Source organism: Wolbachia endosymbiont (group B) of Rhopobota naevana (assembly GCF_947250615.1).
In the GTDB taxonomy this organism is placed as follows: Bacteria; Pseudomonadota; Alphaproteobacteria; order Rickettsiales; family Anaplasmataceae; genus Wolbachia.
The window spans coordinates 764,032-790,623 of record NZ_OX366333.1 but is presented as its reverse complement, the minus strand read 5'-3'; the positions used below and the strand labels follow the sequence as shown (position 1 = coordinate 790,623).

Below are 26,592 nucleotides of genomic sequence, written 5' to 3'. Positions count from 1 at the left end.
TCTATTAGAATAGAGTTTATTCAGTTCTATTAAACTCTATTGTCAATAGCTGCCTTAATAAATGATGTAAAGAGAGGATGAGGAGAAAATGGTCTTGATTGAAATTCTGGATGAAATTGCACACCAATAAACCATGAGTGATTTTTTAGCTCCACTGCCTCTATGCATGTTTTATCTTCTGATATACCACTGCATATCATTCCATTCTCTTCTAAGTTATTTTTATAATCTAAATTAACTATATATCTGTGTCTGTGTCTTTCTGAAATAGTGACACTACTATACACATTTGCCATTTTTGAATTTGGATTTACATTACACTTGTATGTTCCAAGTCTCATGGTTCCACCAAGATCAACGTTCTTACCATCAGCGAGCTTGATGATTGGGTGTTTGCAAGTATAAAATTCTTCAGAGTGTACATCTTCAAGCTTAATAACGTTACGAGCAAATTCAATCACTGCAAGCTGCATACCAAGACATATTCCTAAAAAAGGAATGTTATTTACACGGGCATAGTTTATTGCTAATATTTTACCTTCTATTCCGTTATCACCAAATCCTCCTGGAACAAGGACTGAATTAGAGCTTTGTAATTTTTCTCTGATAAACTTTGCATCTATAGATTTTCCATTCTCTTCTCTTGAGTTGACCCAATTTATCTTCACTCTAGCTTTATTACTAATTGCACCATGGTTTAATGCTTCAATCAGTGATTTATATGCGTCAGGAAATTCAGTATATTTTCCTACTATGGAAACGATAACTTCTTGTGTTGGATGTCTCATAGAGTGTACTATTTGGTCCCATTCAGGTAAGCTTGGTTTTGGCTTACTTAAGTGAAAGTGATCCAAAATTTGTGTCCCGAGCCCACATTGATTATACAAGGACGGTAACTCGTATATATGGTTTACATCAGGAGCAGGTATTACGTTAGATAAAGAAACATTGCAAAGATTGGCTATCTTTTCTTTTTGATTATCGGAAATTTCTTTTTCACTGCGACATAATATAATATCTGGTTGTAACCCCGCAGAGTTTAACTCTCGAACTGAATGCTGTGTCGGTTTTGTCTTTAATTCTTGTGCTGCAGTGAGATATGGTATTAAAGTTAAGTGAATAAGGATAACTTTTTGCTTTCCTAGTTTATAATTAACTTGGCGTATAGCTTCCAAAAACGGTTGGCTTTCAATATCACCTACGGTTCCGCCTATTTCGCATATTACAAAATCTAAATCTTCTGTACCATTAAAAATGAAAGATTTGATTAAATCTGTCACATGAGGAATGATTTGCACAGTTTTGCCTAGATAATCACCACACCTTTCCTTCTTTAATAATTTATTATATACTTTACCAGTTGTTATATTGTCGTCCTTGGTTGCTTTAATTTTAGTAAAACGCTCGTAATGTCCAAGGTCTAAATCAGTTTCAGCACCATCCTCAGTAACAAATACTTCCCCGTGCTGAGCTGGGCTCATTGTTCCAGGATCAATGTTGAGATATGGGTCAAGCTTTCTGATGCGAACATTGAATCCATGAGCTTGAAGAAGTGCTCCCACACTTGAAGCAACTAAACCCTTACCAAGTGATGAAACAACTCCACCTGTAACAAAGATAAACTTGGTTTCTTTCATTAATTTTCAAATGGAACAGAAGTTGATTGGCCTTCTTGCTTCTTTTCTGATATAATCTTCTCTGCAATTGATTTTTTATGTACATCTTTTGAACATAATCCTGATAGTAACAGTGTATTTATAATGAACAGCCCAGCAACTATAGAAGTTATTCTACTGAGTGGATTTTCAGAAGACTTTATCGGAATTATTGAATTCATTCCCTGTTGTGAATTACTAAAGCCACTTAATGAACTACTTCCAGGTGGCTGCAGGAGCACTAAAATTACCAATACAACAACTAATATTATTTGAAGTACACTAAGTACTGTTACTGACATTATAAATAGAGCTAAAAATAAAGATTTTAGGAGCATAAGGATCATAAGTCAAGAATATCTTTACCCGAGTAACTTGACTACTGGAACCCAAGTATGTATTAAACCTTATTTAAATTATGAGCTATCACATTTTAAAATACAAAGATTATGAACCAAAAATGGATGAAAGTTCTTTTATCGCAGATGGTGTGCGTATTATAGGTAACGTTGAAATAGGAAGGAATGCGAGTATCTGGTTTAATTGTGTGATCAGAGGAGATGTTGGATCAATCGAAATAGGTGATGAAACGAATATTCAAGATGGCACCGTAATTCATGTAGATAGAAATCCAGGCGGTGACACGATTATTGGTAGTATGGTGACGGTTGGACATTTTTGTGTGTTACATGCATGCACGATACATGATAAAGCATTTATTGGTATGGGCTCTGTTATAATGGATCATGCGATTGTCGAGTCTGAAGCTATGGTAGCTGCTGGTTCACTGGTGACACATGGAAAAGTGATAAAAAGTGGTGAAGTATGGGCTGGCAGGCCAGCACAATTCTTCAAAAAAATGTCAAATGAAGAAATAAAACATATTACACAATCTGCACAAAATTATATCATGCTGATGAAAGAATATAAGGCTATATGCTAGGTTGAGAAATCTTCAGCTCTGATGCACATTCTACGTTAACTACTTCAAAAGTTTCTTCAACTATATAATGCTTATCAATATAAGCTTCTTCAACTCTAGGAATATGCTGATTAATAAAACTACCTCTGACTAGAATATCCTTTATTGGCCAGTTTGTTTCTGTTGGAGTACCTGATAGCATAGCTGCATATTGTGCTTTTGCTGATTTTAGAGAAAAAGACATAATATTGTTTAAGTTAAGAAAGAAATTTACACGACTCCTGCAGTATTCAAGCGATTTGCCCACTGGATAATATGGTATTTCACCTACAACCTTTCTTATTAACCAATTGCACTCTTTGGTCAGTATGCTTGCTTCTTTTGGAACTTGTAGCGGTATTATAATATCATTGCTAATTCTATTTTCTTCTTGAGAAAAAAGTTCGGTGTAAGCTCCTTTTTTTCTGTGTTTCTCAAAATACTTAGGAAAATAAATATTGAGATATTCAGAGTGTAATTCTATTCGATTTTTCTGATCATTTTCTAAGATAAACGTATATTTATCACCATTTTGCTTAAGTTCGCATAACTTAAATTTACTAAGGTCAGAGTCTGGAAATGGCTTTTCAATTTCAAAAGCAAGTGTAAGAGTGTGCGTTGTGTGATCAAATTCATTTTTTTCTTGTAGACCATCTTGTAGACTATAGTACTTATTTTTTTCATACTCTTTTCCTTCTATGTTAGCACTCACTTCCTCTTCATCCAAATTTTCAATAGCATCAAAAAATTCTTCTTCATCCAGATCTCTTTCTTTTTCACCTGGCTCTTGTTCTTTCAGAGAATCATACCATACATCCTCTTCATTAACTTTCGCCTCTATTGTATTTTCTACACTTATTTTTCTTGTATGATCATTTCCATTGCTAGCAGTTGTTTGATAATGTGTATCGTTAGTTTGAAAAAAGCTCTTTACTTTTGATATTAAGCTAATCCATGAAAGTCTGACTTGATTAAGTAGCCATTTAAAACTCTTCATTGTTTTACCCAACCTAATTACTAAAAATTGTAACAGAATAAATTAAATATGTCAATAAGATACACAAATTGTACTAACTGGGAATTAGTGGCAGCACTTAACATCTGTGTAAATTTTGACATAGGCGTTTTCTGCATTTTAACCAAATCAGTAAGGAGAACACCATTGATATTCTCCTTTTAGAAGCAACTTGAATAAAACTGATAAAGTTTGAATTAAAGTGTGATTAGGAAAGTGAGTGATGAGAACTCTTTATTTGGACTTCTTTTGATTCATCTATTTTAGTATTAGGTCTTAGTGCTGCATATGTAGCACCACCAGCTACGAGTGCAGATGATGTAGCTATGCCAATTATTGCTAACATACTTAGTCTAGTTGTATGTTCAAGTATAGTACTTGCTACCAGCCCAACAGCAAGACCAACACCAATAACAGCAGTGTACAACATTCTAGGATTATTTGAATTAGGCATATAGCTCACTAACTCTCTGCAACACTTTTCTGATTCTTTCTTTATGTCCTCGAGCTTATTTAGATCTTCTTCTTCTATTTTAGCATTTAATTCTAGTTTCTTACATAATTCTTGCATTTCTTTTACTTGTTTTTCTAATTTTTTTAAAAAATTTATTATTTTTGTTCCTTGTAATTTTATTATTGTTTCCTTAAGTAGTAACGTTGATATTGGCATTGCTATTTCTTCTATCTCTTTTTCTGTTTTCCTTTCCAATTCCACTACTTTTTCTATTCCTTCGTCTGATATTTCAGTGTCTTTTTTTAGTTCTATTTCAAACTTTCTTTTTTTTAACTCTGATTTTGCTTCTTGTAACGATTCTAATGCATTCCATAGCTTTTCACCAGAATTCCGACTCCGTTTTGGTGACATTTGTTGACTACTTTTGGACTTTTTTGGTGACATAAGCTGAAATTTAATTTCTTTGAGCTTTCTTGCGCTTTCACCTGCATTTACTTTAGCCATAATAAACCTCGCATATTAAATAATGCTATTACATAATATCTTTAAAGCTCAAGGTCAAATAGTATCTTTACATAATATAAATCATAAACAGAAAATTTTAGTGTAAATTGCCATATTTACTTTGTGCTACGGTTTGAGATAGAATAACAACTTGCTTCAAATATGGAAAGGCAGTACAACTCTATAATCAAGTTACTGAACTCTCATTTACTCCTCTTTTTTTGTAAAACAATCTACAATTCATTAGAAGATCTTCAGATAGACGTTGATCATTGGTTGTGTTTTTACAATGAGACAAGACCTCATTCTAGTAAATATTGTTATGGCGATGTAGACTTTCCTGAATAGAAAACATATTGCTTTTAGAAAAATATTAGTAGCATTACATAAGAGACTGATATTAGTTTTCAATTTTTCTGTTAGTTAATTCTTGCTTGCTAGGTTAAGTTGTGTCTAGTAACCATAATGGCAAATCTTGTTAATTTGAGGCGTGGATTTTAGCCTCTCTCATCCTTACATTAGTTACATATTCTTTCGCAGAGGGCTAATGAATTTATTAGTAAAATTCAGTAATTTATAACTGATAATTAGAGCTGTTAATTAGCAACTCACTTTAAATAAGTTACTCAACTGTGACAGATTTAGCTAAATTTCTCGGACAATCTACATCTAACCCTTTTTTTTCTGCAATAGAATAAGCAAGAAATTGCATAGCAACACTGTAGATAATTGGAGAAACAAAATTGTCAACTTCTGGAAGTTGCACCACATCTATGCAAATTCCCTTTAAGAGCGGTACTCCTTGCTTATCACTAAAGGCAATTACTTTACCTTTTCTTGCAATAATCTCTTGTATATTGGATAGCGTTTTAAAGAATAAATTATCGTAAGGAATAATTGCGATAACAAGTACAGTAGAGTCTATCAAAGCGATAGAACCGTGCTTCATTTCTCCCGCTGCAATACCAATTGTGTTGATATATGAAAGCTCTTTTATCTTCAATGCACCTTCCATTGCAACTCCATATGAGCTTCCTCTCCCAATTATAATTATATTATTGTGCTCTAATATACTGCCTGATATATGTTGTATTTCCATCACATTCAAAACATGCTCTACATGTTCGGGAATGGAATTAATAGCACCGCTTAGTTCCTTTATCCTCTCTCTACCCAGTATACCTTTTATTTTTCCAAGCTCTACAGCAAAGCATGCTAAAATTGCAAGCTGCGTAGAAAAGGTTTTTGTCGAAGCAACACCAATCTCAGGTCCAGCAAGAGTATGCAATACAATATCTGAGGCTTTTTCTATGCTGCTATTAAATGTATTAATTATGCTAATGATCATTTGTTTCTGCAATCTCGCATAACGTAGTGCTTCCATAGTATCTGCAGTTTCACCAGATTGAGAAATGAATAAGCCAATACTACCTTCTTCGAGCTTGACGCTGCTATACCTAAATTCTGACGAGATTTCTAGATATACCCGAATTTGAGCAATACTTTCCAGCCAACACTTTGCTATTAGTCCAGCAAAATAGGATGAACCGCATCCAACTATAGTAATGTAACCTAGTTCAGAAAATAATTCTTTGTTGATTTCTTTATATTGTTTATAAAATTGATTTATTGTTTTGTTTAATGCATACGGTTGCTCAAAAATTTCTTTTAGCATAAAGCTAGGGTAACCATTTTTACTAATTAGAAAATTTCTTGGACTGCTATTTTCTGTTCTGCGTTTAACTTGTATACCATTATTATATATACTGAATTCGTTAGATTTTATTACTGCAATATCATTATCTTCTAAATGCAATATTTTTTCTACAAATGAATTCAAAGTATTAGTATCAGAAGCAGCAAACACTTTATTACAGTTATATCCTATTGCTAAAGGCAAATTTCTTTTTGCAACAAATAAAGTATCTGGATATTCTGCAAATAATAAAGCCAAAGCAAGTGAACCTTGTAAATTGTTTAGACACTGTAATATAGAATCAACTGGTGATAACCCTTCATCAAGATATGAAGTTAATATGTTTGGTATCACTTCTGTATCAGTATCGGTGTGGAAAGATACTCCCTTTTCCTCCAGATCCTTTTTTAATATATTGTAATTTTCAATTATGCCATTATGAGCAATAACAACATTATTTATATAAATGGGATGAGCATTTTTAAGATTTGGAGCTCCATGTGTAGCCCAACGAGTATGTGCTATACCAACTTTGCTACTAGATATCTTGCTCTCATGAACAACTTCACACAATCTTTCAACTTTACCTTCTGATTTTTTTACTTCTATCTTACCTCTATTATTTATAATTGCTATACCTGAAGAGTCATAACCTCTGTATTCCAATTTTTGCAACGCGGTTAGTAAAGTTGGTATTACTGAATCACCGCTACTTACTATACCTAATATTCCACACACTTCTTAAATTATGAAGCATTTTTGTCTTTTTTACTTTCCTCTAGTTTATTTTTCTTGCCATTCTTTTCAACTTTGCTTTTTTCAATAGATTTAGCTACTGGCTTTTGAATTTCTTTATTTAAGATTTCAGATATAGCAGACTTTAGGATTTTTATTTCAATTTTTGGTGCTATTTCTAGTATTAGTTGTGCATTTACTTCGTCAACTTTGTTTACTTCACCTATTATTCCACTAGAAGTAATAACCGTATCACCACGTTTTATTTGATCTATCATCCTTCTATGTTCTTTTAGTTTTTTGTGATTGGGGCGAATAATGAGAAAATAAAATACTACAAATATTAAAATGAGTGGAATAAAGCTAGCAACAGATGCTGATACATTGTTAGTCGCATCTGCCGCAAAAACCTCAGAAATGAACATATTTAATCCCAATTATTAATGATAAAATTAAATAGATTAAGCAGCAATTACAATATCATGTCAAGTCTCTGAAAGAAATTAATTCAAATTAATAAGAAAGTTAAAGAATTTTAAGATGTTTCTGCTGTAATGGCGGGAGTGATGAGACTTGAACTCACGACCTCATGCGTGACAGGCATGCGCTCTAACCAACTGAGCTACACCCCCCATTGCTTTTTAACGTTTGCAACCTTAAAGCTAATCAACGTGTTGCCACTTGTCAATATTTTTTGTTTGCGCTTTTTTGTCTTTTTTATTACTATGTAAATAACTTAATTTCACACATGGCTTATGCAAGTAGTCCCGTTAGGGTTATGCCATGGAGGATAAACTATTTGGAGGAGTAAATATGACAAATTTGCCTAAAGTCACTATACGTGATTTAGCTGAATCTGGTGTGCATTTTGGCCATAAAGTTAGTCGCTGGAATGCGAAAATGGCCCCATATATATATGGTATACATCAAGAGAATCGTATACACATAATAGACTTACGAAAAACATTACCATTGTTAGAGGCGGCGATGAAAGCTTTATACGATGTTGCATCTCAAGATGGTCGCATTTTATTTGTTGGTACAAAATTTCAAGCTTTAGATATTGTTGCAAGTGAAGCAGTTCGTTGTGGTCAGTATTATGTAAATGATCGATGGCTTGGTGGTATGCTTACTAATTGGAACACTGTTTCTTCTTCGATAAAAACTTTGATACAATATGAGAAAATATCCAATGATGAAGATAGCATCTTAACAAAAAAAGAATTAGGAAACATTGAAAAGAAAAGAAAAAAGCTTGATAAAGAATTGGGTGGAATTAGAGAAATGGGAGCAGTTCCTGATATTTTATTTATTATTGATACTAACAAAGAGCATATAGCGGTTAAAGAGGCCAAAAAACTGGGTATTCCTGTAGTTGGAGTACTTGATACCAATTCTGACCCAGATGGTATTGCCTATCCTATACCAGGAAATGATGATTCAAGAAAATCAATAGAGCTCTATTGTAAATTAGTTGCTGATTCTATATTAGCTGGAATAGAGTCTAGTTTGACAAGGTCTAGAGTTAAGGATGATGAGCTTATTCAAGAAAAAGAAGAGGATATTGTGCAAACTAAAAAGAAGCGTATTAAGGTTGAAACAGAAAAGGAGGTAATAGTAAGTAAATGAAGATGGATTCAAGTAGTATAAGGGAATTACGCGATAGAACAGGGCTTGGCTTAAGCGATTGTAAGAAAGCGTTAGAAGAGTGTGATGGTGATATTAAGAAAGCCGTTGATAGGTTGCGTACAATAGGATTTGCTAAAGCTGACAAAAAGTCTGATAGAGTAGCTTCGGACGGGCTTATTGCTATGTGCTTGGCTAAAAATTATGGTGTATTGGTTAAAGTCAATTGTGAAACTGATTTTGTTGCTAGAAATGAGAAGTTCATAGCATTAGTTTCAAATTTAGCATCAATTGCTTGTCAAGAACGTTGTACTAGTCTTGATGAGTTAAAAAATGCAAAATATGAAGATGTTGGTACAGTGCAGGAAGCTATTATGAGTGATACATCGGTTCTTGGTGAGAAGTTAGAGTTAAGCAATCTTTGCTACCTAGAGACTAAAGATGGGATTATTTCTGGATACGTACATGGTGATATGCCTGGCTTAGGTAAGATTGGTGCTTTAGTAGCATTGCAGTCATCTGGTGATAAAAAAGAGATTGGAAAGCAAATAGCTATGCATGTAGTTGCTATGAAACCTGAAGCTTTATCTATAAATGATTTAGATCAAGAAAAATTAAAAAATGAGCGTTCTATAATCGAGGAGCAAGTAAAGAGCTTAAATAAACCTGAAGAGGTAGCGAAAAAAATAGTAGATGGACGAATGGCTAAATACTATGAAGAAGTTGTTCTGCTAGAGCAGAAGTTTATAAAAGATGATAAAATGAAGATTGCTGATTTTATAGAATCAAGTGCTGTTAAATTAGCTAATTATAAGTTACTTACTTTGGATGGTGCAAATAAGTAACAAAACTTCAGAAGTAAAGTACCCCAGAGTGTTATTCAAAATCTCTGGGGAGGCTTTGATGGGATCAAAGCTATTTGGCCATGATATGGAAGTTATAGATAAACTATCCAAAGACATAGTTGAAGTTTGTAATCTCGGAGTTCAAGTTTGTATTGTTGTTGGTGGTGGGAATATTTTTCGTGGTGCATCAGCATCTTTAAGTGGCTGTGAAAGAGCAAGCAGTGATTATATTGGAATGCTTGGTACTGTCATTAATGCTTTAATTTTGCAAAATTTTTTAGAAAAAAGCTCTATAGTCTCTAGGGTGTTGTCTGCTATACCCATGACTACTATATGTGAGCCTTATATAAGAAGGAAGGCTATTCATCATTTAGAGAAAGGTAGAGTGGTCATTTTTGCAGCAGGCACAGGTAACCCATTTTTTACTACAGATACAGCTGCAGCTTTACGTGCTGTTGAAATGAATTGTGATGTTATTTTAAAAGGTACTCAAGTAAGTGGTGTATATTCTGCCGATCCAAAAAAAAATGAGAATGCTGTGATGTATGATAGGCTTTCTTATACAGATCTGCTAACTCGTGATTTAAAAGTTATGGATGCATCAGCAATTTCACTTGCTCGTGAGAATTCTATCCCAATTGTAGTTTTTTCTTTAAAAAGAGAAAAAATGGTTGATATTATTAAGGGTCAAGGCACTTATACTATAGTTTCAGATTGTAAACATTAGGTAATTTATGTTAAACGAAATAAAAGCTAAAACAAAAGAAAGAATGCTAAAAACTATTCAGTCTTTTCACGATGATATGAAAGGTGTACGTACTGGTAGAGCTAACGCATCATTACTTGATGGTATAGTTGTAAATATCTATGGTGGACATCAAAAACTGAACCAAGTTGCAGGCGTTTCAGCTATAGATAACAAAACTCTATCAGTTAAAGTTTGGGATGCTACTGTTATCGGTGAAGTAAAAAATGCGATAATCAATGCTAACCTGAATTTAAATCCTGTTGTTGAAGGAAATACTATACGTATAGTTCTTCCAGACTTAACACAAGAAACTCGTGAAAAATTAGTGAAATTATTGCATCAATTTTCTGAAAATGCACGAGTTGCAATTAGAAATATACGCAGAGATGTTATGGAAGAAATAGAGGAAATGAAGAAAAATAAGGAAATCTCAGAAGATGATTTTCATGTTGCCAAAAAGGAAATACAAAACATTACTGATGATAATGTAAAAAAAGTCGATGATGACTTATCTATTAAAGAAAAGGATATATTGCATCATTAAGTTAATATGAAAGAATTTTTCAGTATTGAAAAACATAAGAGGATTCGATATAGATACAGTTGTATGAATGCTGTGATTCAGATCTCATCATTACACACACATTTGATCGTTATACCTTTTGAAATCTAGAAAAAAAGCTTTTCAGTTTGATTTTTTATTACGATAATTAAGTTTACACTCTTGAGCGAAAACGATGCTGAAACGCCTTTTCCTTATTTTTGCATTTGTATTACTCATCCCACTGTCAAATGTTGATGCCAGAAGATATATCAGAATTGTTGGATCTTCAACTGTTTTTCCTTTTATCTCATTTATATCTGAAGAATTCAGCCGTATATTTTCCTTTAAAACTCCAGTTGTAGAATCGATAGGAAGTGGATCAGGGTTCAAAATGTTTTGTTCAGGAATAGGGGAAGGCACACCAGATATCACTACTTCATCTCGCCCTATGAAGGAAGTAGAGAGAGAATTATGTAAAAGAAATAAAGTGAATGAAGTAATAGAGATCATAATTGGCTATGATGGAATTGTTATTGCAAATTCAAATCAAAGCCATAGATTTGATTTTACAAAAAATGACCTGTTTGAAACTTTATCTTCATATTCTGAAGACAATGATAGATTAGTAAAGAATAACAAGAAATTTTGGTCTGATGTAAATCAAGCTCTACCAAAAACAGAAATTAAAATCTATGGCCCACATCAAAATACAGGTACACATGAAACTTTGATTAATTTTATTATGCTTGATCAATATTCATGTATGAACTCAAGGATTTTCAAAGAGAATTATCAAGACCAAGAAAAAAGAAAGAAAGCATGTAGTAATATCAGAGATGATGGAAGATATATAGAAGTTGGAATTAATGAAAACATAATAATACAAAAATTGAAGAGCAATAAAAATGCTTTAGGAATATTTAGCTTCAGCTTTTTAGCGAAAAACCAAGATGAGATTCAAGGAAGCACAATCGCAGGAATTGAGCCAACTTATAAAAATATATCATCGGGGGAGTATATGTTAGCAAGGCCTTTATATCTTTATATAAAGAAAGAACACTTAGATACTGTTGATGGATTAAGGGAATTCATTAGAGAAGTTATAGACTCTATTAGTACTGAAGGTGGATATTTATCTAGGCTTGGCTTAATTCCACTTTCAAGCGAAAATATGAAAAAAGTCTTGGAAAAGGTTCGTGATATAATATGATGACTTTGATATTTTTTTATTGGAAGTGTTAAATAAACCATACGCGTCAAGTTAAGGAAATATCGTGAAATATAGCAACATTTGAGATGGGCATTTTATTTGTTACATTTATTTTTTTAGGGAGTTCTTATCTAGAAGAAGATGATTTTTTCAGAAGAACCTATAAATTAATAACTTTATTACTTAATATATAAAATAGTTTTTTTTCGTTTCCTTTCTTCCTTATACCACTTTTCCTTAACTTGACGCGTATGGTTTATTTAACACTCCCTTCCTTTCTGGATTACAGCGTCACGAGCTGGAATGACACCTATTTGTTTTAGTAGTTCCTTTCCTGTCATTCAAGTAGCCTTTTCTTGTCATTCCAGTGCCCAGACACTGGTGCTCACAAGCAAACTAATCATAGGAGGTATTATAATAAAAACAACGTTTTCAATGAAACTACATAAAGCAAGTGTCACGAACCGGAATGACACCTATTATTGTTTTTACTTTATATCTTTATTTGTCTATCTTATTTTGCCATTCTGTTGAACGAATACAGGAAAATAAACTGTAATATCTAACTTTGATGCAAAAAGATTAACATATAACACGTAAAAGTTACTGAATCACTTTAGCCATATATAGAATTATTTTGTTAAATATTCTCTACTCCCAGGTTTCATTATAGGTAATTGTTTTAATTCACTTGGCAGTTCTTCCTCGCTATAGTTTTTGATATTTAGTTCAATCAAAGATATTACAGGAAAGGGCAGTTTTGTTTCACTATTTCTCTTGATCAAAGAAGCTCCAGCAACAACTTTACCTCCCTTCTCTTCTGCACATTTTACTGCTTCAAGTGAAGATTTACCTGTGGTAATCACATCTTCAATTAGTAAGATTTTCTCACCTTGTTTAATCTCAAATCCACGGCGTAATTCAAATTTACCATTAACACGTTCGCAAAATATTGTTCGGATTCCAAGCTGTCTACCAATCTCATAACCCACGATTATTCCACCAATCGCAGGAGATAGTATTAAATCTATGGGTTCAATAAGCTCTTTTCTTATTTTATTCGCCAATAGCTCACAAACGTTCATTGCTCTGCTTGGATTTTCAAAAATTTTAGCGCATTGTATGTAAGTGTTGCTGTGCAGCCCTGACGAGAGTACAAAATGTCCGTGCAAAATCGCACCAGCCTCTTCAAATTCTTTTATTATTGTATTATCTAATATCATTCTTGAGTTTGAAATTCTTTATTAATTATCTGCGTTATACAGATATCAGACCACACATTTATTGCAGTTTCAAACATATCAATGATTGTATAAATAGGCAAAATCAATCCCATAATGTACAAAGGAACATTCATTGATACCAAATAACTAGTTGCCATAAAATAGCACCCCATCGGCACTCCAGCGTTACCAATTGCAGCTCCTGTAGCTAAAAAAATCCATATGAACATCTCACTTAAGGAAAATGTGTGCCCATTCATCTCTGCAACAAACATCACTGTGATTAAAATAAATGCAGCACACGCATTCATATTGACTGTTGTGCATATTGGTAGAATAAAAGATGACAATTTCTTTGGTACCTTTAGCTGATTTTGCACACATTCTATAGTTGTAGGCAGCGTTGCACTAGATGATTTAGAAAAAAACGCAAGTGTAAGTGCTGGCATAACACCTTTCATCGTTTGAATTGGTGATATACCTTTATACCACATGAGTAGTGGCAAAATCACAAATGCTTGCACGAAATTTGCAGACATTATGCAAGCAAAATACCAAAAAAGACTATGGAATTCGCTGCCACCTTTTAACTCGTATAAAAAACATGTGATAAAAGACCATACAGCAAGAGGAATAAACTTTAATAACCCTTGAGCAATTCTAAGAAGTGTATCAAATAGTGCAGAAAATATTTGGTGTAATATATCTTGTTTTTCTTTTGAGAGCGAAATAATAGCTCCACCCATCAAAAAAGCAATCAATATGCTACCAATAACATTATTTTCAAGAAAAACTTGCACAAAATTCGAAGGAATGAGTGATTTTAAGTATGAAAAGTAATTGTGGTTGCTGTCACTCACACTTTCTATTGTGTTACTTATGAAATTTTTTCTTACTGGATCTATGAATAAATAGAAAGATAGCGCAACAAATGCAGCTATAATGGTTGTAAGCAGCGTATAAAACAGCGTCTTCTTAAGTAATACTTTAATTTCAATTGAGTCTTTAAGCCCTGAAATTGTGGACACTATAGATAGAAAAACTAAAGGTAAGCTAATCAATTTCAACAGACTGATGAATATATCGCTAAATAGCTTTGCTATTTCAAATATTACTTCATTGTTTAAATAGTAAGCAATTACCGCAAACAGTATAGAAAAGAGTATTGCAAGTTTGCGCATTGAAAATAAAACCTCAAAATGATATTATACAATAATTTTTGAAATTAGGTTAAGATAACTTTACAGGTTAAGTAAAGATGAGTAACATTTTATTATTAATTAAGTGTTAAGGAGGGGTATGGATAAAAAAACTAAAGAAGAGTTAATCCTTGTTGGAATATTAATGGGAATGAATATTTCAATTAGGAGTGCTTGTAGGTCTTGGTCCAAGTTTCGCAATTTTATCACCTTCCATTATAGGTGGAATTATTGCTGCTGTTTCTACAATATTATCTATCGCATACCTTACATATTGTGATTATAAGGAAGATAAAGTAAATCGAGAATGCATTTTCCCTATATTTTGTATGGGCGTTACTAGCACTGCAATCGGGATTGGTCTTGGTGCAGCTATAGGTGCTATTTTTCCTGGTGTAATGTTAAATACAGGATCAGCAGTTTTGATGGGTGCGACAATAGGAATTATTGCCCCAATTACAGGCCTTATTGTTGGAAATATGATTGTAGAACCTATGATTAAGAAAATAAATCACTACATTATAGAGCCGGTAATTGAAAAAATAAAAGAATGCTTTTCTTCAAAGGAAGCATAAATTATCCTCGCAAAATAGTGTACCTTGGACTTAAATTGAAGTGTACTCAATTGAAATAGGTCATATTAGAGAAGGTTAGAAGTTACCTACCCAAAACCCTTATCTCCCACTCAAGTTCAATGTTAAATTTATCTTTTACTGCATCTTTTACTCTGTTGCCAAGGTTTTCTAAGTCAAGTGCAGTTGCATTATTGTAATTGAGTAGAAAATTACAATGTTTCTTAGAAATTTTAGCTACACCATTATCTAATCCTCGGCAGCCAGATTCATCAATCAGTTTCCATGCCTTGCAGCCTATTGGATTTTTGAATATACAACCAGCAGTTTTTCCTCTTACTGGTTGACTTTTATTTTTTTTATCAATAACTTCTTTCAATCTTTGCAATATAAGCTCATACTCTGAACTTACTCCTTTAAATTCAGCTTCAATAAAAATCCACCTGCCTTTTAGACTATGTCCACGATAAAAATATCCCATTTCTTCGCTGGAGAATTCATATAAATTTCCATCTTCTAGATTCACTGCCCTTATAAATTTTACAACACTCGCAATATCACTACCATATGCACCTGCATTCATTTCTATTCCACCGCCAACTGTTCCTGGAATTCCAGCAAGAAACTCAAGCCCACTAATTTGCTGTTCCCCTGCAAAGTAGGCAAGGTTACTAAGCAGTGCAGCACCACCTGCAACTATGGAGCTATTATCTTTACATTTAATATACGCAAATTCCTTACCTAATTTCACCGTTATTCCTCGAATGCCACTATCTCGAATTATTATGTTGGATGTTGCACCGATAACGCTAATTGGTAACTCCGCATCTTTTATCAAGCACATTAGATCTTCAATGTCACGTGGCTTAAATAGTACATCAGCTTGGCCACCAACATTTAACCAAGTCATTTTAGACATTGAAACATTATAACGGTAGATTCCACATACTTTAGGTAAGCTTATAAGCATTTTGATTTTAACTCTAATCCTGCATCCATACCCATTTTTTCTGCATCTTCTACAAACGAAGTGCGTTCAGTAAAGTATATAACTCTCTCGCCCGCTAACATACAATAAAGATGTAGCATGTTTTCACTCACATATTCTGCTAAAGCTGCAAGCGGTGTAAAGCATGAACCATTTACTGTCTTCATGAAACTGCGCTCTGATTTTGCCCTTATAAAAGACATATTATTATTAATTTTCTCTAAAAGATCGATAACTTTTATATCATTCTTTCGGCATTGAATGCAAATTGCCCCCTGCCCTACTGCGCTTAACATGACTTTTGGTGGCAATACCTCTGTAATTAAGTGATATTTTTTTAATCTTATCAGCCCTGCTTCAGCTAAAATCATTCCATCAAAATTCTGATTTTGCAGTCTAGTTGTCACATTTCCACGCAGTGTCACTACATTTAAGTCTGGCCTGAGATTTAACAGCTGAACTTTTCTTCTTATTGAAGAAGTTGCAATTGTAGCCTGCTGTGGCAAAGTTTTTAGGCTCTTATATTTATGAGAAATAAATACATCACATGGACTTATCCTCTCTAAAACACAAGGAATTGTTAAGTCCTTCGAGAAAAACGCAGGTACATCTTTTAGCGAATGAACCGCCATATCTATATTATTTTTGAGTAATTCAGCCTCAATCTCCCTGAGGAACAGTCCTTTACCTCCTATTTCAGCAAGGGTTACATTAGCATATTTATCACCAGAAGTTTTGATTTTAATGATCTCAACGGATAGATTAGGAAAAGACTCTAATAATCTTTGTTTTGCTTCCAAAGCTTGGATGATCGCAAGGTCGCTTCCTCTCGTACCTATTTTAACTAGCATATATCCTTCATATTATATGTCTATATTCTATGTCCATTTTTTATTATCTCCAGTTTAGTTATTGAATACTTTATAATTAGTGCATAGTATCACGAACATTTAGTAATCGATGAGTATGTATGTTTGATATTTTAAAAGATTCTAATGGCAGATTTAATAAAAAGAATATTTTACCTCTTGTAGGTGCCACTGTCGCTATTATTCTAACAGCATTAAGTTCAGTAGTAGCAATTCCCAGATTTTCCTCTCATCCTTCTCTATCTAGTCCTCTCGGTTGGAAAGATCCAAGTTATAGTGAATTTCTTGCTATTCACATACCAGCTACCATAGTTACTTTCTCAATACTTGGTTTATGCATTTACCTTCCGATTGATAGCATTAGAAAAAATAAACAAATAGAGAATCTTAAAGCTACCTCTGAACCTCATTCATGGATTTATAATGATATTTTAGAAAAACAAACGCAGACCATCAATTATAGATCAGGGCTTTAGGCGGTCCTAATCTTTTAGGTGCTTGTGATTAGCAACTATTCGGTCTACAATGCACTAATATAGTTTAAATTTATGCCAAACAAGATAATAGTTAAATCTCTTTCAGTGTTACTAATTTTTTTGCTGTCCTTATATATAATACTGCCAAATTTTATTGATAATAAGTTCTTTACCTCAAAAAAGAGAATAAATTTAGGGCTTGACCTGAAAGGTGGATCATCTCTGCTTCTAAATGTAGACTTAGATTTTTACTTCAAAGAGAAACTAAGCATGCTAACCGATGAAATAAAAGAAGGTCTGTTAACACAAAAGATTGAATTTAGCGCAAAAAACGATAAACAAGTGGTTGTAACTTTAAATAATATTGATGATTACAAAAAAGTTTCAACGTTAATACATAAAATAAACCCAAATTTAGAATTGAGTAGAAAAAATACTGCAATTTTCATTTCATATAAACCGCATTATAAGAATTCATTAATCAATGAAGTAGTTTCAGAGTCAATAGTTAATGTTCAAAGACGCTTAGATAAGCTTGGTACTAAGGAAGTAAGTGTGCAAAAACAAGGACAAAATAAGATATTAGTCCAAGTTCCTGGAGTAGAAGACACTCAGCAGATAAAATCTCTGCTTGGCAAAACAGCCAAGCTGGCCTTCCATTTGGCAAACACCAATGTAGCTAAAATGCAAGATATCGATCATGACACTACGATTATGCTCAAGGATTCTTTGGGTAATTCCTACCCGATATTCCGCAAAACTGAAATAGGCGGTGATTCATTAGTTAACGCATCAGTTAGATTTGGCAATTTAGGTAAACCAACAGTACATTTCAAATTCGACAGCATAGCAAGTAAAAAATTTGCAAAAATTACTAAAGAAAATGTAGGAAAGCCTTTTGCAATTGTTTTAGATAACACAGTCTTAACTGTACCAACAATACGTGAACCTATTCTAAATGGAGAGGGAGAAATTAGCGGTAATTTCACTGAAAAACAAGCGAGTGAACTTGCAATACTTTTAAAATCAGGTGCACTACCTGCACCACTTAAAATAATTGAAGAAAAAAACATTGGTCCAAGCCTTGGAGAAGAGTCAATAAAAGCAGGAGAAATTGCAGCAATAATCTCTATCATAGCCGTTGGTTTATCTATAATCATTACTTACGGCAAATTAGGCTTATTAGCGTCTGTTGCACTCGTTTTTAATGTAATCTCTATACTACTCATTCTTACCTTACTTGAAGCAACTCTTACTCTCCCTGGAATTGCTGGAATTGCGCTAACTGTTGGCATGTCAGTGGATGCAAATGTTTTAATATTTGAACGCATCCGCGAAGAAATAAGAGCAGGAAAAAGAACAGCTCGTGCCATTGAAGAAGGATTTAAAAACGCAATAAAAACAATTCTTGACTCAAACCTCACTACACTGATTGCTGCAGGAATAATGTTCATTATTGGTAGCGGAGCAATTAGAGGGTTTTCTGTCACTTTATCGATAGGAATCCTGTGCTCGATGTTTTCTGCAATTATAGTCACAAAACTTCTGATAGAATTGTGCATCAACCCACAAAAGCTAGTACTTTAGTATCTGTTCAGCAGAGTGACAAAATAAGATAGACGAGAAAAGACAACTAAATGGTTGTCATGAAAGTAGCTATCCAGTCTTTTCGTCGTCAAAAACGTTGTAACATGCTCACCAATTTAGTGAGCATAAAACCAATATATTTGTGGAGGAAAAGGAAAAAAGAAACAGAAACCATCTTCAGGCTATCACAAAGGATATGGCCATAAGATTAAAGATATGGATAGATTTATCAAATTTCTGAATGGAAATCAGGATATTAGAATTGAAAAGATATTATTACTAAAAATTAAACATCAAACCAACTTCAATATTATGAGTGGATATATCGTCTGCAATAGGTGTTGGAATATTAAAGTAACGATAGCCGAGAAAGGTTTTAACTTCTGGAATTACTGAGTAATCAACACCAAGCTTTATTTGATAAACAAGCCAAGGAACATTCAGTGGCATTAAATTTTTAGATGATTTATCAATCCTTTTTAATCTAAAAACTGTTGATCCTATACCAAGACCAATATACGGAGCAAATTGAGTATTTTGAACATTAGGGTTATAGTAAAAATTTAATAAGAATGCAGATACACTTGCTGATTTATCAAATACCGGAGGAGAGTTACTATCTTCAATATTGACTTTAGAATACATGGTCTCAAAATCAACTCGGCCATTTTCTCCAGCATAGTAACCTACAGATATGCTGCTAAGCCACTGAAAATCAATTTTACCGTTAAATTTTTTTATGTTTTTAATTTCATCTCCTAAGAATAGGTCTAAAAGAAAACCACCATAACGGCCCTCAGCTAAAGCAAGAATTCTTTTTCCTATTGCACGTATACCCTCCACAAATACTTCTGAGCTATCAGAATATATCTTACCACCATTAGCACTAACATAGAAATCAAGTTTTTTTGATTTTTCCTTTGTAGGTTCAGCTTGATCTGCAATACTTGGCCACATATTTTTCTGATTAGCTACTTGGAAAACAGAAGGTGAACTACTTTCAAGTTCTTGACATTTTATTGGCACTTCTTTTTCAGTAACTTCTTCAGAATGTATCACACTTTCATTATTGTCCGTTTCTAATTTTAAGGGCTGCACTTGCTCAATGTGTGTATTGTTACTGATATAAGTAATAAAAAAATAGACACACGGAATGAAGATGAAAAATAAAGCAATAGATATTCTAATTATCATAAATGAATTATCACTTATAGTATAACTACTATATCATATATTCCTTTAATGTACAAAAATTAAGAAATAATATTTCCAATTAAACAATTATTTTCTATTCCTTTAACATGAGCTTTCACAATACTTTTAGCTTGAACTCTTGATGTAAGTTTTATTAATGCAAAATTTTCTGTTCTACCAATATTATTCTGCTCAACCAAAACGCTTTGCTCAGTGCCGAGCAAAGATTGATAAAAACTGCTCATCATTTCTTTATTTATTTCTCTTAGATGCTTTACTCGTTCTTTACGTACATTCTCTGGTATTTGTGGCATCCGTGCAGCAGGTGTGTTTTTCCGCTCTGAATATGGAAAAGCATGTAGATAAACTACATTTATTTTTTTCAGTAAATCAACTGTATCCTGAAACATTTCATCAGTTTCTGTTGGAAATCCAGCAATAATATCAGCGCCAAATGCTATATTAGGTCTTAAGCTCTTCATTTTATGATAAAATTCTATCACTTGTTCTCTATTGTGACGACGTTTCATTCTCTTTAGTATTAAATTATTACCAGACTGTAGACTCAAGTGTAAGTGAGGCATAAGTCTTGACTCATTAGCTATTAAATCCATTAGTTCATCATCAACTTCAGCAACATCAATAGAGGAAAGTCTTAGTCTCTTTAACTGTGGTATATCCTTTAAAACTCTTCTAATCATTGAACTGAGTGATTGCTTACCAAACAAATCTGTACCAAAGTCAGTAATATCAACACCTGTAAACACCACTTCTTGATACCCATTTTCTATAAAAATCTTAATTTGCTCTATAATATTGTTTACTGGCACAGATCGATTATTTCCTCTTGCCTCAGTAATTGAGCAAAATGTACAACTATGATTACAACCATTTTGAATTTCAATAAATGCCCTTGATTTATCTTCAAATCCATTAATGAGAATAGGTTCTACTTGGTTATCACTGACTAAGATTTCATCATTATTTAGTAGATAATTTTCAGCTCTTAGCTTGTCTTGATTACCTAGCACTTTACTTACACCAGGAATATCACTATATGATTTAGGATCTAATTGAACGGCACAGCCAACTACGATAATTTCTTTACTTGGGTCGTTTTTATAGATCTTACGTATTTTTTGCTTCACTTGGCGTTCTGCTTCGTTTGTCACTGCACAGCTATGCACTACAACAACATTTTCTCTCTTTGCTTTTTTTAATGCTTCTTTGATTAACTCACTCTCGTAGAAATTTAGACGACAACCAAATGTTATTACTTCATTCATGCTTTTGCTTTAATAGATCTAAATTATATCAAATATCCAAGCAAAATGACTATTTTTTTGGTAGATATTATAATTTAAACATAACCTCTAGAGTTGAAAATCACAGGAAGAATTTGTAGATATACAGTAAGATCATTTAGCATTAAAAAAAGCTTAATGCCAATGATGTTAACCTCAAGCGAATATAAACCAAAAAACATTTTGCTAAACCTTGAAGCTCTACCATGCAAATTCATCTATATCATTTGGTACATAAGTGTCAGAATAAGCTTCATCCAAACTTTCTGCTTTCCATGGAAGCCATGAAGAAGGTTTTATCTTCTCTAAAACTTTACCTGGTATTGATGTTATCTCTTGCTTTACGTCTTCTTTTAATTTTTCTATTTGTAACCGAGCAAAATCTTCCACGCGAACCATGAGTTTATCTGTTAGCTCTTTTATCATGTCTTGATTTTGTTCTGCAACTTTCTTTGTAATAGGTACGACAATTTTACTTATAATCTCTGTTCCTAATGGAACAACGATTTGCTTTGCAACCTGATCACTAACAGGTTTAATAAGGTAATCTGCTATACTCTTTGCTGTATCTCCAGTCAGATTTGTTATTTTTTTTAAACTATCACCAATAATACCATAGTTTTTTTGGTACATCATATCTTCATCAGCAACTTCATATCTTCCTAAATCATCATACATTCCCATTTCTTGGTGAAACAATCCATTTGCATCAGATACATATCCGTATTTATTAAGTGAATTGGAATTAGACCGCATAACATTCTCCTAATTATTTATATATGCCTATTTCAGTATAAAACAACTAACAAAACATTAACTTTGAAGAACTCTTCTCAATTAATACATCAATAAAGGTAAGACCATATAATTTTCTCCTTTCTTGATACTATTCTCCTCCGAACTTAGTTCACACAGTTATTCAGACACTTCTGAATTTACCACCCCCAATTCCACTGCTTTTTTATATTTTGACTAGGTCTTCTCCTACAATTAGATAATCAGTACTCTTATCTGAAATGTACCATATAACTACACCAAGCTACAAATATGACACAAGAGTTTAGATTATTTTAGTTATTCTCTTGTATAAGATACTCTTTATATCAAAAAGAGGACCATATGAGTGAAGCAACTTTTTCTGAAAAAAATCAGCTTTCTAGAGAAGACATAGCAGAGTTAACAGAACTTATGTGTCTTGAACGAAGTGAAGTAAGTGAAAGTGGAACAGGGCTATTAGAACTTATAGCTGAACAGGAGCAAATACTTGAGGATTTAGGAATAGAATCAAAAGAGCTTTTATGTTCTCAGCATACAGGAATGTATGAGAACCTTAGTCAGCCCTATTCTACGGATCTCGAGGTTTTATAGCAGATATATAGATTATCATTATTATTGATACCTACTCAAGAGTTGCTATGGCAAACAGAGAAAACTGCAATTACTGCCGCTAATCTTTTTAATATATCTTTCTTTGATGGTGCTATTATCGCGCATTTTGACTGATATGGGCTATGATAAACCAGAAAATCACAGCTATATTTAGGAATTGAGACAAGGCCTCATTTAGGTAAATATTGCTATGCAGACTTTTCTTGATAGCAAGCATATTGCTTTTTAGAAAAATATTAGTAGCATCAAACATAGAGATTGATATTAGTTTTTCTGTCAGATTAAGTTGCGTCTAGTACAACTGACTATGCAAATAAGCTAACAGCGCTTGAAATATTTTAACTATTAGTTTTAGGGTGTATTTTCGTGTTCATTGCTATGAATGGGCAGAGCTACCTCTTCGAGGTAGCTCATCGGATCACCTAAATCATGCTCTATTTCTACTTCAAACTTGAACCCTAACTTCTCGCAGAATTTGTAGAAATATTCTTTAATAATATCAAATAAACTTCTGCCATCAATTTTGTAATCTCTCAATTTTCGGGGCACAGTAAGTGACAATTTGCCATCTTTATATATCACATCATCTTTCCCATCTTGAGATTCAAGTGTAAATTCCAGTGAGCTGGATAGATCACATACCTTGTCACCGAATTGACCATCACTCTCTTGGAAGAGTATCGGTAGTTTCATATCAGACCTAATACTCACATTATTTTGGTTAACATAATCGATATTTATAACTTTTTCAGGGGAACGTACTACAAGTGAATATTGTTCAAGCGCAATTTGAGATTCTATAAATACAATAGCTTCATACCCTGCTTGGTTGCAATTAACAATTAACTCCTCGAGGATAGAATCGCTTGGAACTTGAACTTCAGCACATTCAAATATTTCCTTAAAAACTTCTTTTACAAATGGTCGATAATTTCCGTTCTCTTCCTTTGGTAATAGGTGAGCATAATCTGTACCGAGATTGTAAAATTTTTCAAATTTCTTTTTGTATTGGTCAGTTTTTTTATTATCAGGAGTTTTTTCGTTTTTGTAATGTTCTGCCCAAACCTTGTCAAATTCTTTTTTGTCTTTATTTATCAGTGCTTTAATTAAGATTTTATCTACACTTTGACCATTAATAGTAAAATCCATTCTGTCAATGTCTTGATACGCCTGATAACCAGATTTCGCTTCAACACTATCTTCACGCGCTTTTAGCATACTAAAATTAAACTTTTCTGCCTGAGCTTTGAGTGTAACTACTGGATTTCCCTTTTTTTCCTGTATAGAGTTGTTCATTGTTAATACTTTGATATGAATTGCTGATAGTATAATAATACATAAAAATAGTTAATATGTCAATAATATACTTAACATAGACAGTCATAATAGGGTGACAGGATTTTAGTAAGGCTCTATTATGAATAAACGGTTTTACACAGTATGAATGTTGATGAGCAGTCAAGTGTGCTGACTTTTCTAAATAGTAAAATTGAGAATATACCAAGGTTTCATTCCGCAATATTGCCTAAACTTTGCGGTGGAGACAGAGTAATGGACTTGCTGTTTTATAGGCCGCTCAGTTATGTGGATAGAAGTAAATCACTACCTGATGCTCAAGTGGGAGAATTTACAACTTTTGTGGCAAAAGTGTATGAGCACCAGCGCCCCACTGTTAGAGGTAGACCATATAAAATAATCGTTGAAAGTGAAAGTCAGTATTTATTTATAGTTTTTTTTAATTACTCAGTTAAATATTTGTATAAATTATTTCCAGTTGGAACAGATATAGTAATCAGTGGTAAACTTGAAAAGTTTGCCGAACATTGGCAAATTACTCACCCAGATTACATGTTGTCTGATATCAATCTATTTAAAGAAATAGCCTGCATAGAGCCAGTTTACCAATTATGTCGCGGTATTACTAACAAGAGCATTAGAAACATAATAAGTTCTAATCTAAAAGATTTGCCTGATTTATCAGAGTGGATAGATGAAACATTAATCAAGCAAAAGAAATGGCTGAATTGGAAAGAAAGCATCATAAGATTGCACAGACCGAGCTCACTCGTAGAAGCAGAAGTTTGCAGAGAAAGACTTGCTTATGATGAGCTATGTGCCTATCAGCTGGCGCTAAAACTTGCGAGGGAAAATCATGTAAAAAAAGGAGGAAGGGAATTTGTAATATTGAATAAATACAAAGAGCAGGTCTTAAATGAATTACCGTTCCAATTAACAAATGATCAAATTCGAGCGATAGGTGAAATTTCAGAGAGACAAAAATCTAAATACCGCATGGTAAGTCTGCTGCAAGGTGACGTTGGGAGTGGCAAAACTGTAGTTGCACTCTTTGCGATGCTGAATGTGGTAGAAAATAACATGCAAGTAGCTCTAATGGCACCAACTACTATCTTGGCTGAGCAACATTATAATTGGATCGAAGAAGCTCTATCTTGTACTGATATAAAAGTTGCTTTGCTTACCGGTAAAACTGCGCGCAAGGAAAGAAAGATTATTATGAACGAACTTGCAAGTGGTATTTTAAATATAGTAATTGGTACTCATGCATTATTTCAAGCCAACGTTACATTTAAAAATTTAGGACTCGCAGTCATAGACGAACAACAGCGATTTGGAGTGATACAGAGGAATCGGTTGGTAGGAAAAGGAGAAAATACCGATATACTTTTTGTTACTGCAACTCCCATTCCAAGAACCTTGCAGCAAGCTATGTATGGTGATGTTGAATGTTCTATTTTAAGGGAAAAACCAAAATCTAGATTGCCAATAAAAACCGTTATTATGAACGTTAAAAAAGTATCAGATATTATTCAAAAACTGAAAGATGCTATAAATAGAGGCGAAAAAGCATATTGGATTTGTCCATATATAGAAGAAAACGAAGAACTCAATATTGCCGCAGCAGAAATGCGCTTTCAGGAACTACAAAAGACATTTTTTGATAGAGTTGGAATAATACACGGAAAACTAACTCAAGAGCAGAAAGATCAAGTGATGTTTTCCTTCAAGAGAAATGAATTTTCTCTGCTTGTTGCAACTACTGTGATAGAAGTTGGCATAGATGTACCAGATGCAACTATTATGATTATAGAGAATGCAGAGCAGTTCGGGTTATCGCAATTACATCAGTTAAGAGGTAGAGTAGGACGAGGAAATAAACCGTCTTTTTGTGTACTGTTATATGACAATCTCAGTAAAAGTTCGTATTCAAAGTTAAAGATTATGTGTGAGTCACAAGATGGATTTTATATTGCTGAAAAGGATATGATGCTGAGGGGTAGCGGAGATATTCTAGGCACAAAACAATCAGGGTGCATGGAGTTTAAATTTGCTGATTTATATGAGGACAGAGAATTGCTCAACCTTGCATATAATAGTGCAAAAGGTACAATAGCTAATTTTGAATTACTGCTTGATATATTTGAATATAGAAGTAGACTACATTTTTCAAAATTTCAGTAATCTTCCAAGCCATAACCTTCATGAGTAGAAATTCCTTGACAGACGGGAGTATTTAAAAAACCATACGCGTCAAGTTAAGGAAAAATAAGAGTGAAGAAGAAGTTTTTACCATAAGAATAAATTGTGCAGAGTTAATAGCAGGCCCTGTAAACAAAATGTTAGCAGGTCAAATTAATCAAGGGCAGGAAGTATAAAAATGGAAAAAAAGCGGTAACTTAGCCTAATGACAATAAATATATATATAGAAGGTACCGTTTTAAAGAGCACAAAAGGAATACACAGTAAAAGCGAGAAGAAGTTGAGAATATGTATGGAAGC

Annotated in this window: 25 protein-coding genes, 1 tRNA gene and 1 pseudogene; 12 read left to right on the top strand and 15 right to left on the bottom strand. The window is 33.3% G+C overall.

The window, feature by feature from the left end; all coding sequences use genetic code 11:
* Positions 1–29 precede the first annotated feature (29 nt).
* Positions 30–1,637 (bottom strand): CTP synthase, encoded by a 1,608-nt coding sequence (locus OOL01_RS03850; RefSeq protein WP_127464150.1) that lies wholly within the window; start codon positions 1,635–1,637, stop codon positions 30–32.
* Positions 1,637–1,957, bottom strand: coding sequence for a preprotein translocase subunit SecG (gene secG, locus OOL01_RS03845; RefSeq protein WP_214303352.1), 321 nt, complete (start codon positions 1,955–1,957; stop codon positions 1,637–1,639). The genes OOL01_RS03850 and secG overlap by 1 nt, the downstream gene beginning before the upstream one ends.
* 116 nt (positions 1,958–2,073) lie before the next feature.
* On the opposite strand from secG, the gene OOL01_RS03840 reads away from it, so the two are divergent.
* A complete protein-coding gene (locus OOL01_RS03840) occupies positions 2,074–2,598 on the top strand; it encodes a gamma carbonic anhydrase family protein (protein WP_010404888.1) in 525 nt (174 codons plus the stop codon).
* On the opposite strand, the gene OOL01_RS03835 is transcribed toward OOL01_RS03840, so the two are convergent.
* Both OOL01_RS03835 and OOL01_RS03830 read right to left on the bottom strand, forming a co-directional pair.
* Positions 2,588–3,613 carry a hypothetical protein gene (locus tag OOL01_RS03835; protein ID WP_264687189.1) on the bottom strand — a complete coding sequence of 342 codons (1,026 nt, stop codon included), beginning with the start codon at positions 3,611–3,613 and terminating at the stop codon, positions 2,588–2,590. The genes OOL01_RS03840 and OOL01_RS03835 overlap by 11 nt on opposite strands.
* Positions 3,614–3,839: 226 nt before the next feature.
* Positions 3,840–4,589, bottom strand: coding sequence for a hypothetical protein (locus OOL01_RS03830; protein WP_010407202.1), 750 nt, complete (start codon positions 4,587–4,589; stop codon positions 3,840–3,842).
* A 213-nt stretch (positions 4,590–4,802) separates the two neighbouring features.
* Between OOL01_RS03830 and OOL01_RS08510 the strand changes: the two are divergent.
* Positions 4,803–4,979: pseudogene (locus OOL01_RS08510) on the top strand (IS481 family transposase); the annotation flags it as partial.
* A 232-nt stretch (positions 4,980–5,211) separates the two neighbouring features.
* Here OOL01_RS08510 and glmS read toward each other — a convergent pair.
* The 3 genes from glmS to OOL01_RS03815 form a co-directional block, all read right to left on the bottom strand.
* Positions 5,212–7,023 (bottom strand): glutamine--fructose-6-phosphate transaminase (isomerizing), encoded by a 1,812-nt coding sequence (glmS, locus tag OOL01_RS03825; protein WP_264687188.1) that lies wholly within the window; start codon positions 7,021–7,023, stop codon positions 5,212–5,214.
* Between the two features lie 8 nt (positions 7,024–7,031).
* Positions 7,032–7,445: a preprotein translocase subunit YajC gene (gene yajC, locus OOL01_RS03820; RefSeq protein WP_006012489.1), complete on the bottom strand. Its 414-nt coding sequence runs from the start codon at positions 7,443–7,445 to the stop codon at positions 7,032–7,034.
* A gap of 130 nt (positions 7,446–7,575) precedes the next feature.
* A tRNA-Asp gene (locus OOL01_RS03815) sits at positions 7,576–7,652 on the bottom strand.
* 181 nt (positions 7,653–7,833) lie between these two features.
* Between OOL01_RS03815 and rpsB the strand changes: the two genes are divergently transcribed.
* The 5 genes from rpsB to OOL01_RS03790 all read left to right on the top strand — a co-directional run bounded on the left by rpsB (position 7,834) and on the right by OOL01_RS03790 (position 11,993).
* Positions 7,834–8,649 carry a 30S ribosomal protein S2 gene (gene rpsB / locus OOL01_RS03810; protein WP_139686382.1) on the top strand — a complete coding sequence of 272 codons (816 nt, stop codon included), beginning with the start codon at positions 7,834–7,836 and terminating at the stop codon, positions 8,647–8,649.
* Entirely contained in the window at positions 8,646–9,491 is an 846-nt protein-coding gene (gene tsf, locus OOL01_RS03805; protein ID WP_010407216.1) for a translation elongation factor Ts, read from the top strand. Before rpsB ends, tsf begins: the two co-directional genes overlap by 4 nt.
* Positions 9,475–10,218: a UMP kinase gene (gene pyrH / locus OOL01_RS03800; protein ID WP_010407219.1), complete on the top strand. Its 744-nt coding sequence runs from the start codon at positions 9,475–9,477 to the stop codon at positions 10,216–10,218. The genes tsf and pyrH overlap by 17 nt, the downstream gene beginning before the upstream one ends.
* A 7-nt stretch (positions 10,219–10,225) precedes the next feature.
* Positions 10,226–10,783 carry a ribosome recycling factor gene (frr, locus tag OOL01_RS03795; protein ID WP_017532537.1) on the top strand — a complete coding sequence of 186 codons (558 nt, stop codon included), beginning with the start codon at positions 10,226–10,228 and terminating at the stop codon, positions 10,781–10,783.
* A 193-nt stretch (positions 10,784–10,976) separates the two neighbouring features.
* Entirely contained in the window at positions 10,977–11,993 is a 1,017-nt protein-coding gene (locus OOL01_RS03790; protein WP_010407224.1) for a substrate-binding domain-containing protein, read from the top strand.
* Positions 11,994–12,625: 632 nt separating this feature from the next.
* Here OOL01_RS03790 and pyrE read toward each other — a convergent pair.
* Positions 12,626–13,216 carry an orotate phosphoribosyltransferase gene (gene pyrE, locus OOL01_RS03785; protein ID WP_010402118.1) on the bottom strand — a complete coding sequence of 197 codons (591 nt, stop codon included), beginning with the start codon at positions 13,214–13,216 and terminating at the stop codon, positions 12,626–12,628.
* Positions 13,213–14,397, bottom strand: a complete 1,185-nt coding sequence (locus OOL01_RS03780; RefSeq protein WP_010402120.1) for a dicarboxylate/amino acid:cation symporter — start codon at positions 14,395–14,397, stop codon at positions 13,213–13,215. Before OOL01_RS03780 ends, pyrE begins: the two co-directional genes overlap by 4 nt.
* A gap of 188 nt (positions 14,398–14,585) precedes the next feature.
* Here OOL01_RS03780 and OOL01_RS03775 point away from each other — a divergent pair, with 188 nt between their 5' ends.
* Complete coding sequence (locus tag OOL01_RS03775) at positions 14,586–14,990, top strand: hypothetical protein (protein ID WP_264687187.1); 405 nt, start codon at positions 14,586–14,588, stop codon at positions 14,988–14,990.
* Positions 14,991–15,072: 82 nt separating this feature from the next.
* On the opposite strand, the gene murB is transcribed toward OOL01_RS03775, so the two are convergent.
* A complete protein-coding gene (murB, locus tag OOL01_RS03770) occupies positions 15,073–15,957 on the bottom strand; it encodes a UDP-N-acetylmuramate dehydrogenase (RefSeq protein ID WP_012481841.1) in 885 nt (294 codons plus the stop codon).
* Positions 15,948–16,826 carry a hydroxymethylbilane synthase gene (hemC, locus tag OOL01_RS03765; RefSeq protein ID WP_064085264.1) on the bottom strand — a complete coding sequence of 293 codons (879 nt, stop codon included), beginning with the start codon at positions 16,824–16,826 and terminating at the stop codon, positions 15,948–15,950. The genes murB and hemC overlap by 10 nt, the downstream gene beginning before the upstream one ends.
* Positions 16,827–16,945: 119 nt before the next feature.
* On the opposite strand from hemC, the gene OOL01_RS03760 reads away from it, so the two are divergent.
* Positions 16,946–17,320 carry a hypothetical protein gene (locus tag OOL01_RS03760; protein WP_264374926.1) on the top strand — a complete coding sequence of 125 codons (375 nt, stop codon included), beginning with the start codon at positions 16,946–16,948 and terminating at the stop codon, positions 17,318–17,320.
* 72 nt (positions 17,321–17,392) lie between these two features.
* Positions 17,393–18,907 (top strand): protein translocase subunit SecD, encoded by a 1,515-nt coding sequence (secD, locus tag OOL01_RS03755; protein ID WP_010405309.1) that lies wholly within the window; start codon positions 17,393–17,395, stop codon positions 18,905–18,907.
* A gap of 279 nt (positions 18,908–19,186) precedes the next feature.
* Here secD and OOL01_RS03750 read toward each other — a convergent pair whose 3' ends face one another.
* The 3 genes from OOL01_RS03750 to OOL01_RS03740 all read right to left on the bottom strand — a co-directional run bounded on the left by OOL01_RS03750 (position 19,187) and on the right by OOL01_RS03740 (position 22,161).
* A complete protein-coding gene (locus OOL01_RS03750; protein WP_010402131.1) occupies positions 19,187–20,101 on the bottom strand; it encodes an outer membrane protein in 915 nt (304 codons plus the stop codon).
* Between the two features lie 59 nt (positions 20,102–20,160).
* Positions 20,161–21,387, bottom strand: a complete 1,227-nt coding sequence (gene mtaB / locus OOL01_RS03745; protein ID WP_010402133.1) for a tRNA (N(6)-L-threonylcarbamoyladenosine(37)-C(2))-methylthiotransferase MtaB — start codon at positions 21,385–21,387, stop codon at positions 20,161–20,163.
* Positions 21,388–21,606: 219 nt separating this feature from the next.
* Positions 21,607–22,161 carry a hypothetical protein gene (locus OOL01_RS03740; RefSeq protein WP_264687186.1) on the bottom strand — a complete coding sequence of 185 codons (555 nt, stop codon included), beginning with the start codon at positions 22,159–22,161 and terminating at the stop codon, positions 21,607–21,609.
* A 363-nt stretch (positions 22,162–22,524) separates the two neighbouring features.
* Between OOL01_RS03740 and OOL01_RS03735 the strand changes: the two genes are divergently transcribed.
* A complete protein-coding gene (locus OOL01_RS03735; protein ID WP_007301923.1) occupies positions 22,525–22,773 on the top strand; it encodes a hypothetical protein in 249 nt (82 codons plus the stop codon).
* A gap of 372 nt (positions 22,774–23,145) precedes the next feature.
* Here the strand turns inward: OOL01_RS03735 and OOL01_RS03730 are convergent, their stop codons facing one another.
* Positions 23,146–24,090: a hypothetical protein gene (locus tag OOL01_RS03730; protein ID WP_264687185.1), complete on the bottom strand. Its 945-nt coding sequence runs from the start codon at positions 24,088–24,090 to the stop codon at positions 23,146–23,148.
* 144 nt (positions 24,091–24,234) lie between these two features.
* Between OOL01_RS03730 and recG the strand changes: the two genes are divergently transcribed.
* Positions 24,235–26,274: an ATP-dependent DNA helicase RecG gene (recG, locus tag OOL01_RS03725; RefSeq protein ID WP_264687184.1), complete on the top strand. Its 2,040-nt coding sequence runs from the start codon at positions 24,235–24,237 to the stop codon at positions 26,272–26,274.
* The last annotated feature ends 318 nt before the right edge of the window (positions 26,275–26,592 follow it).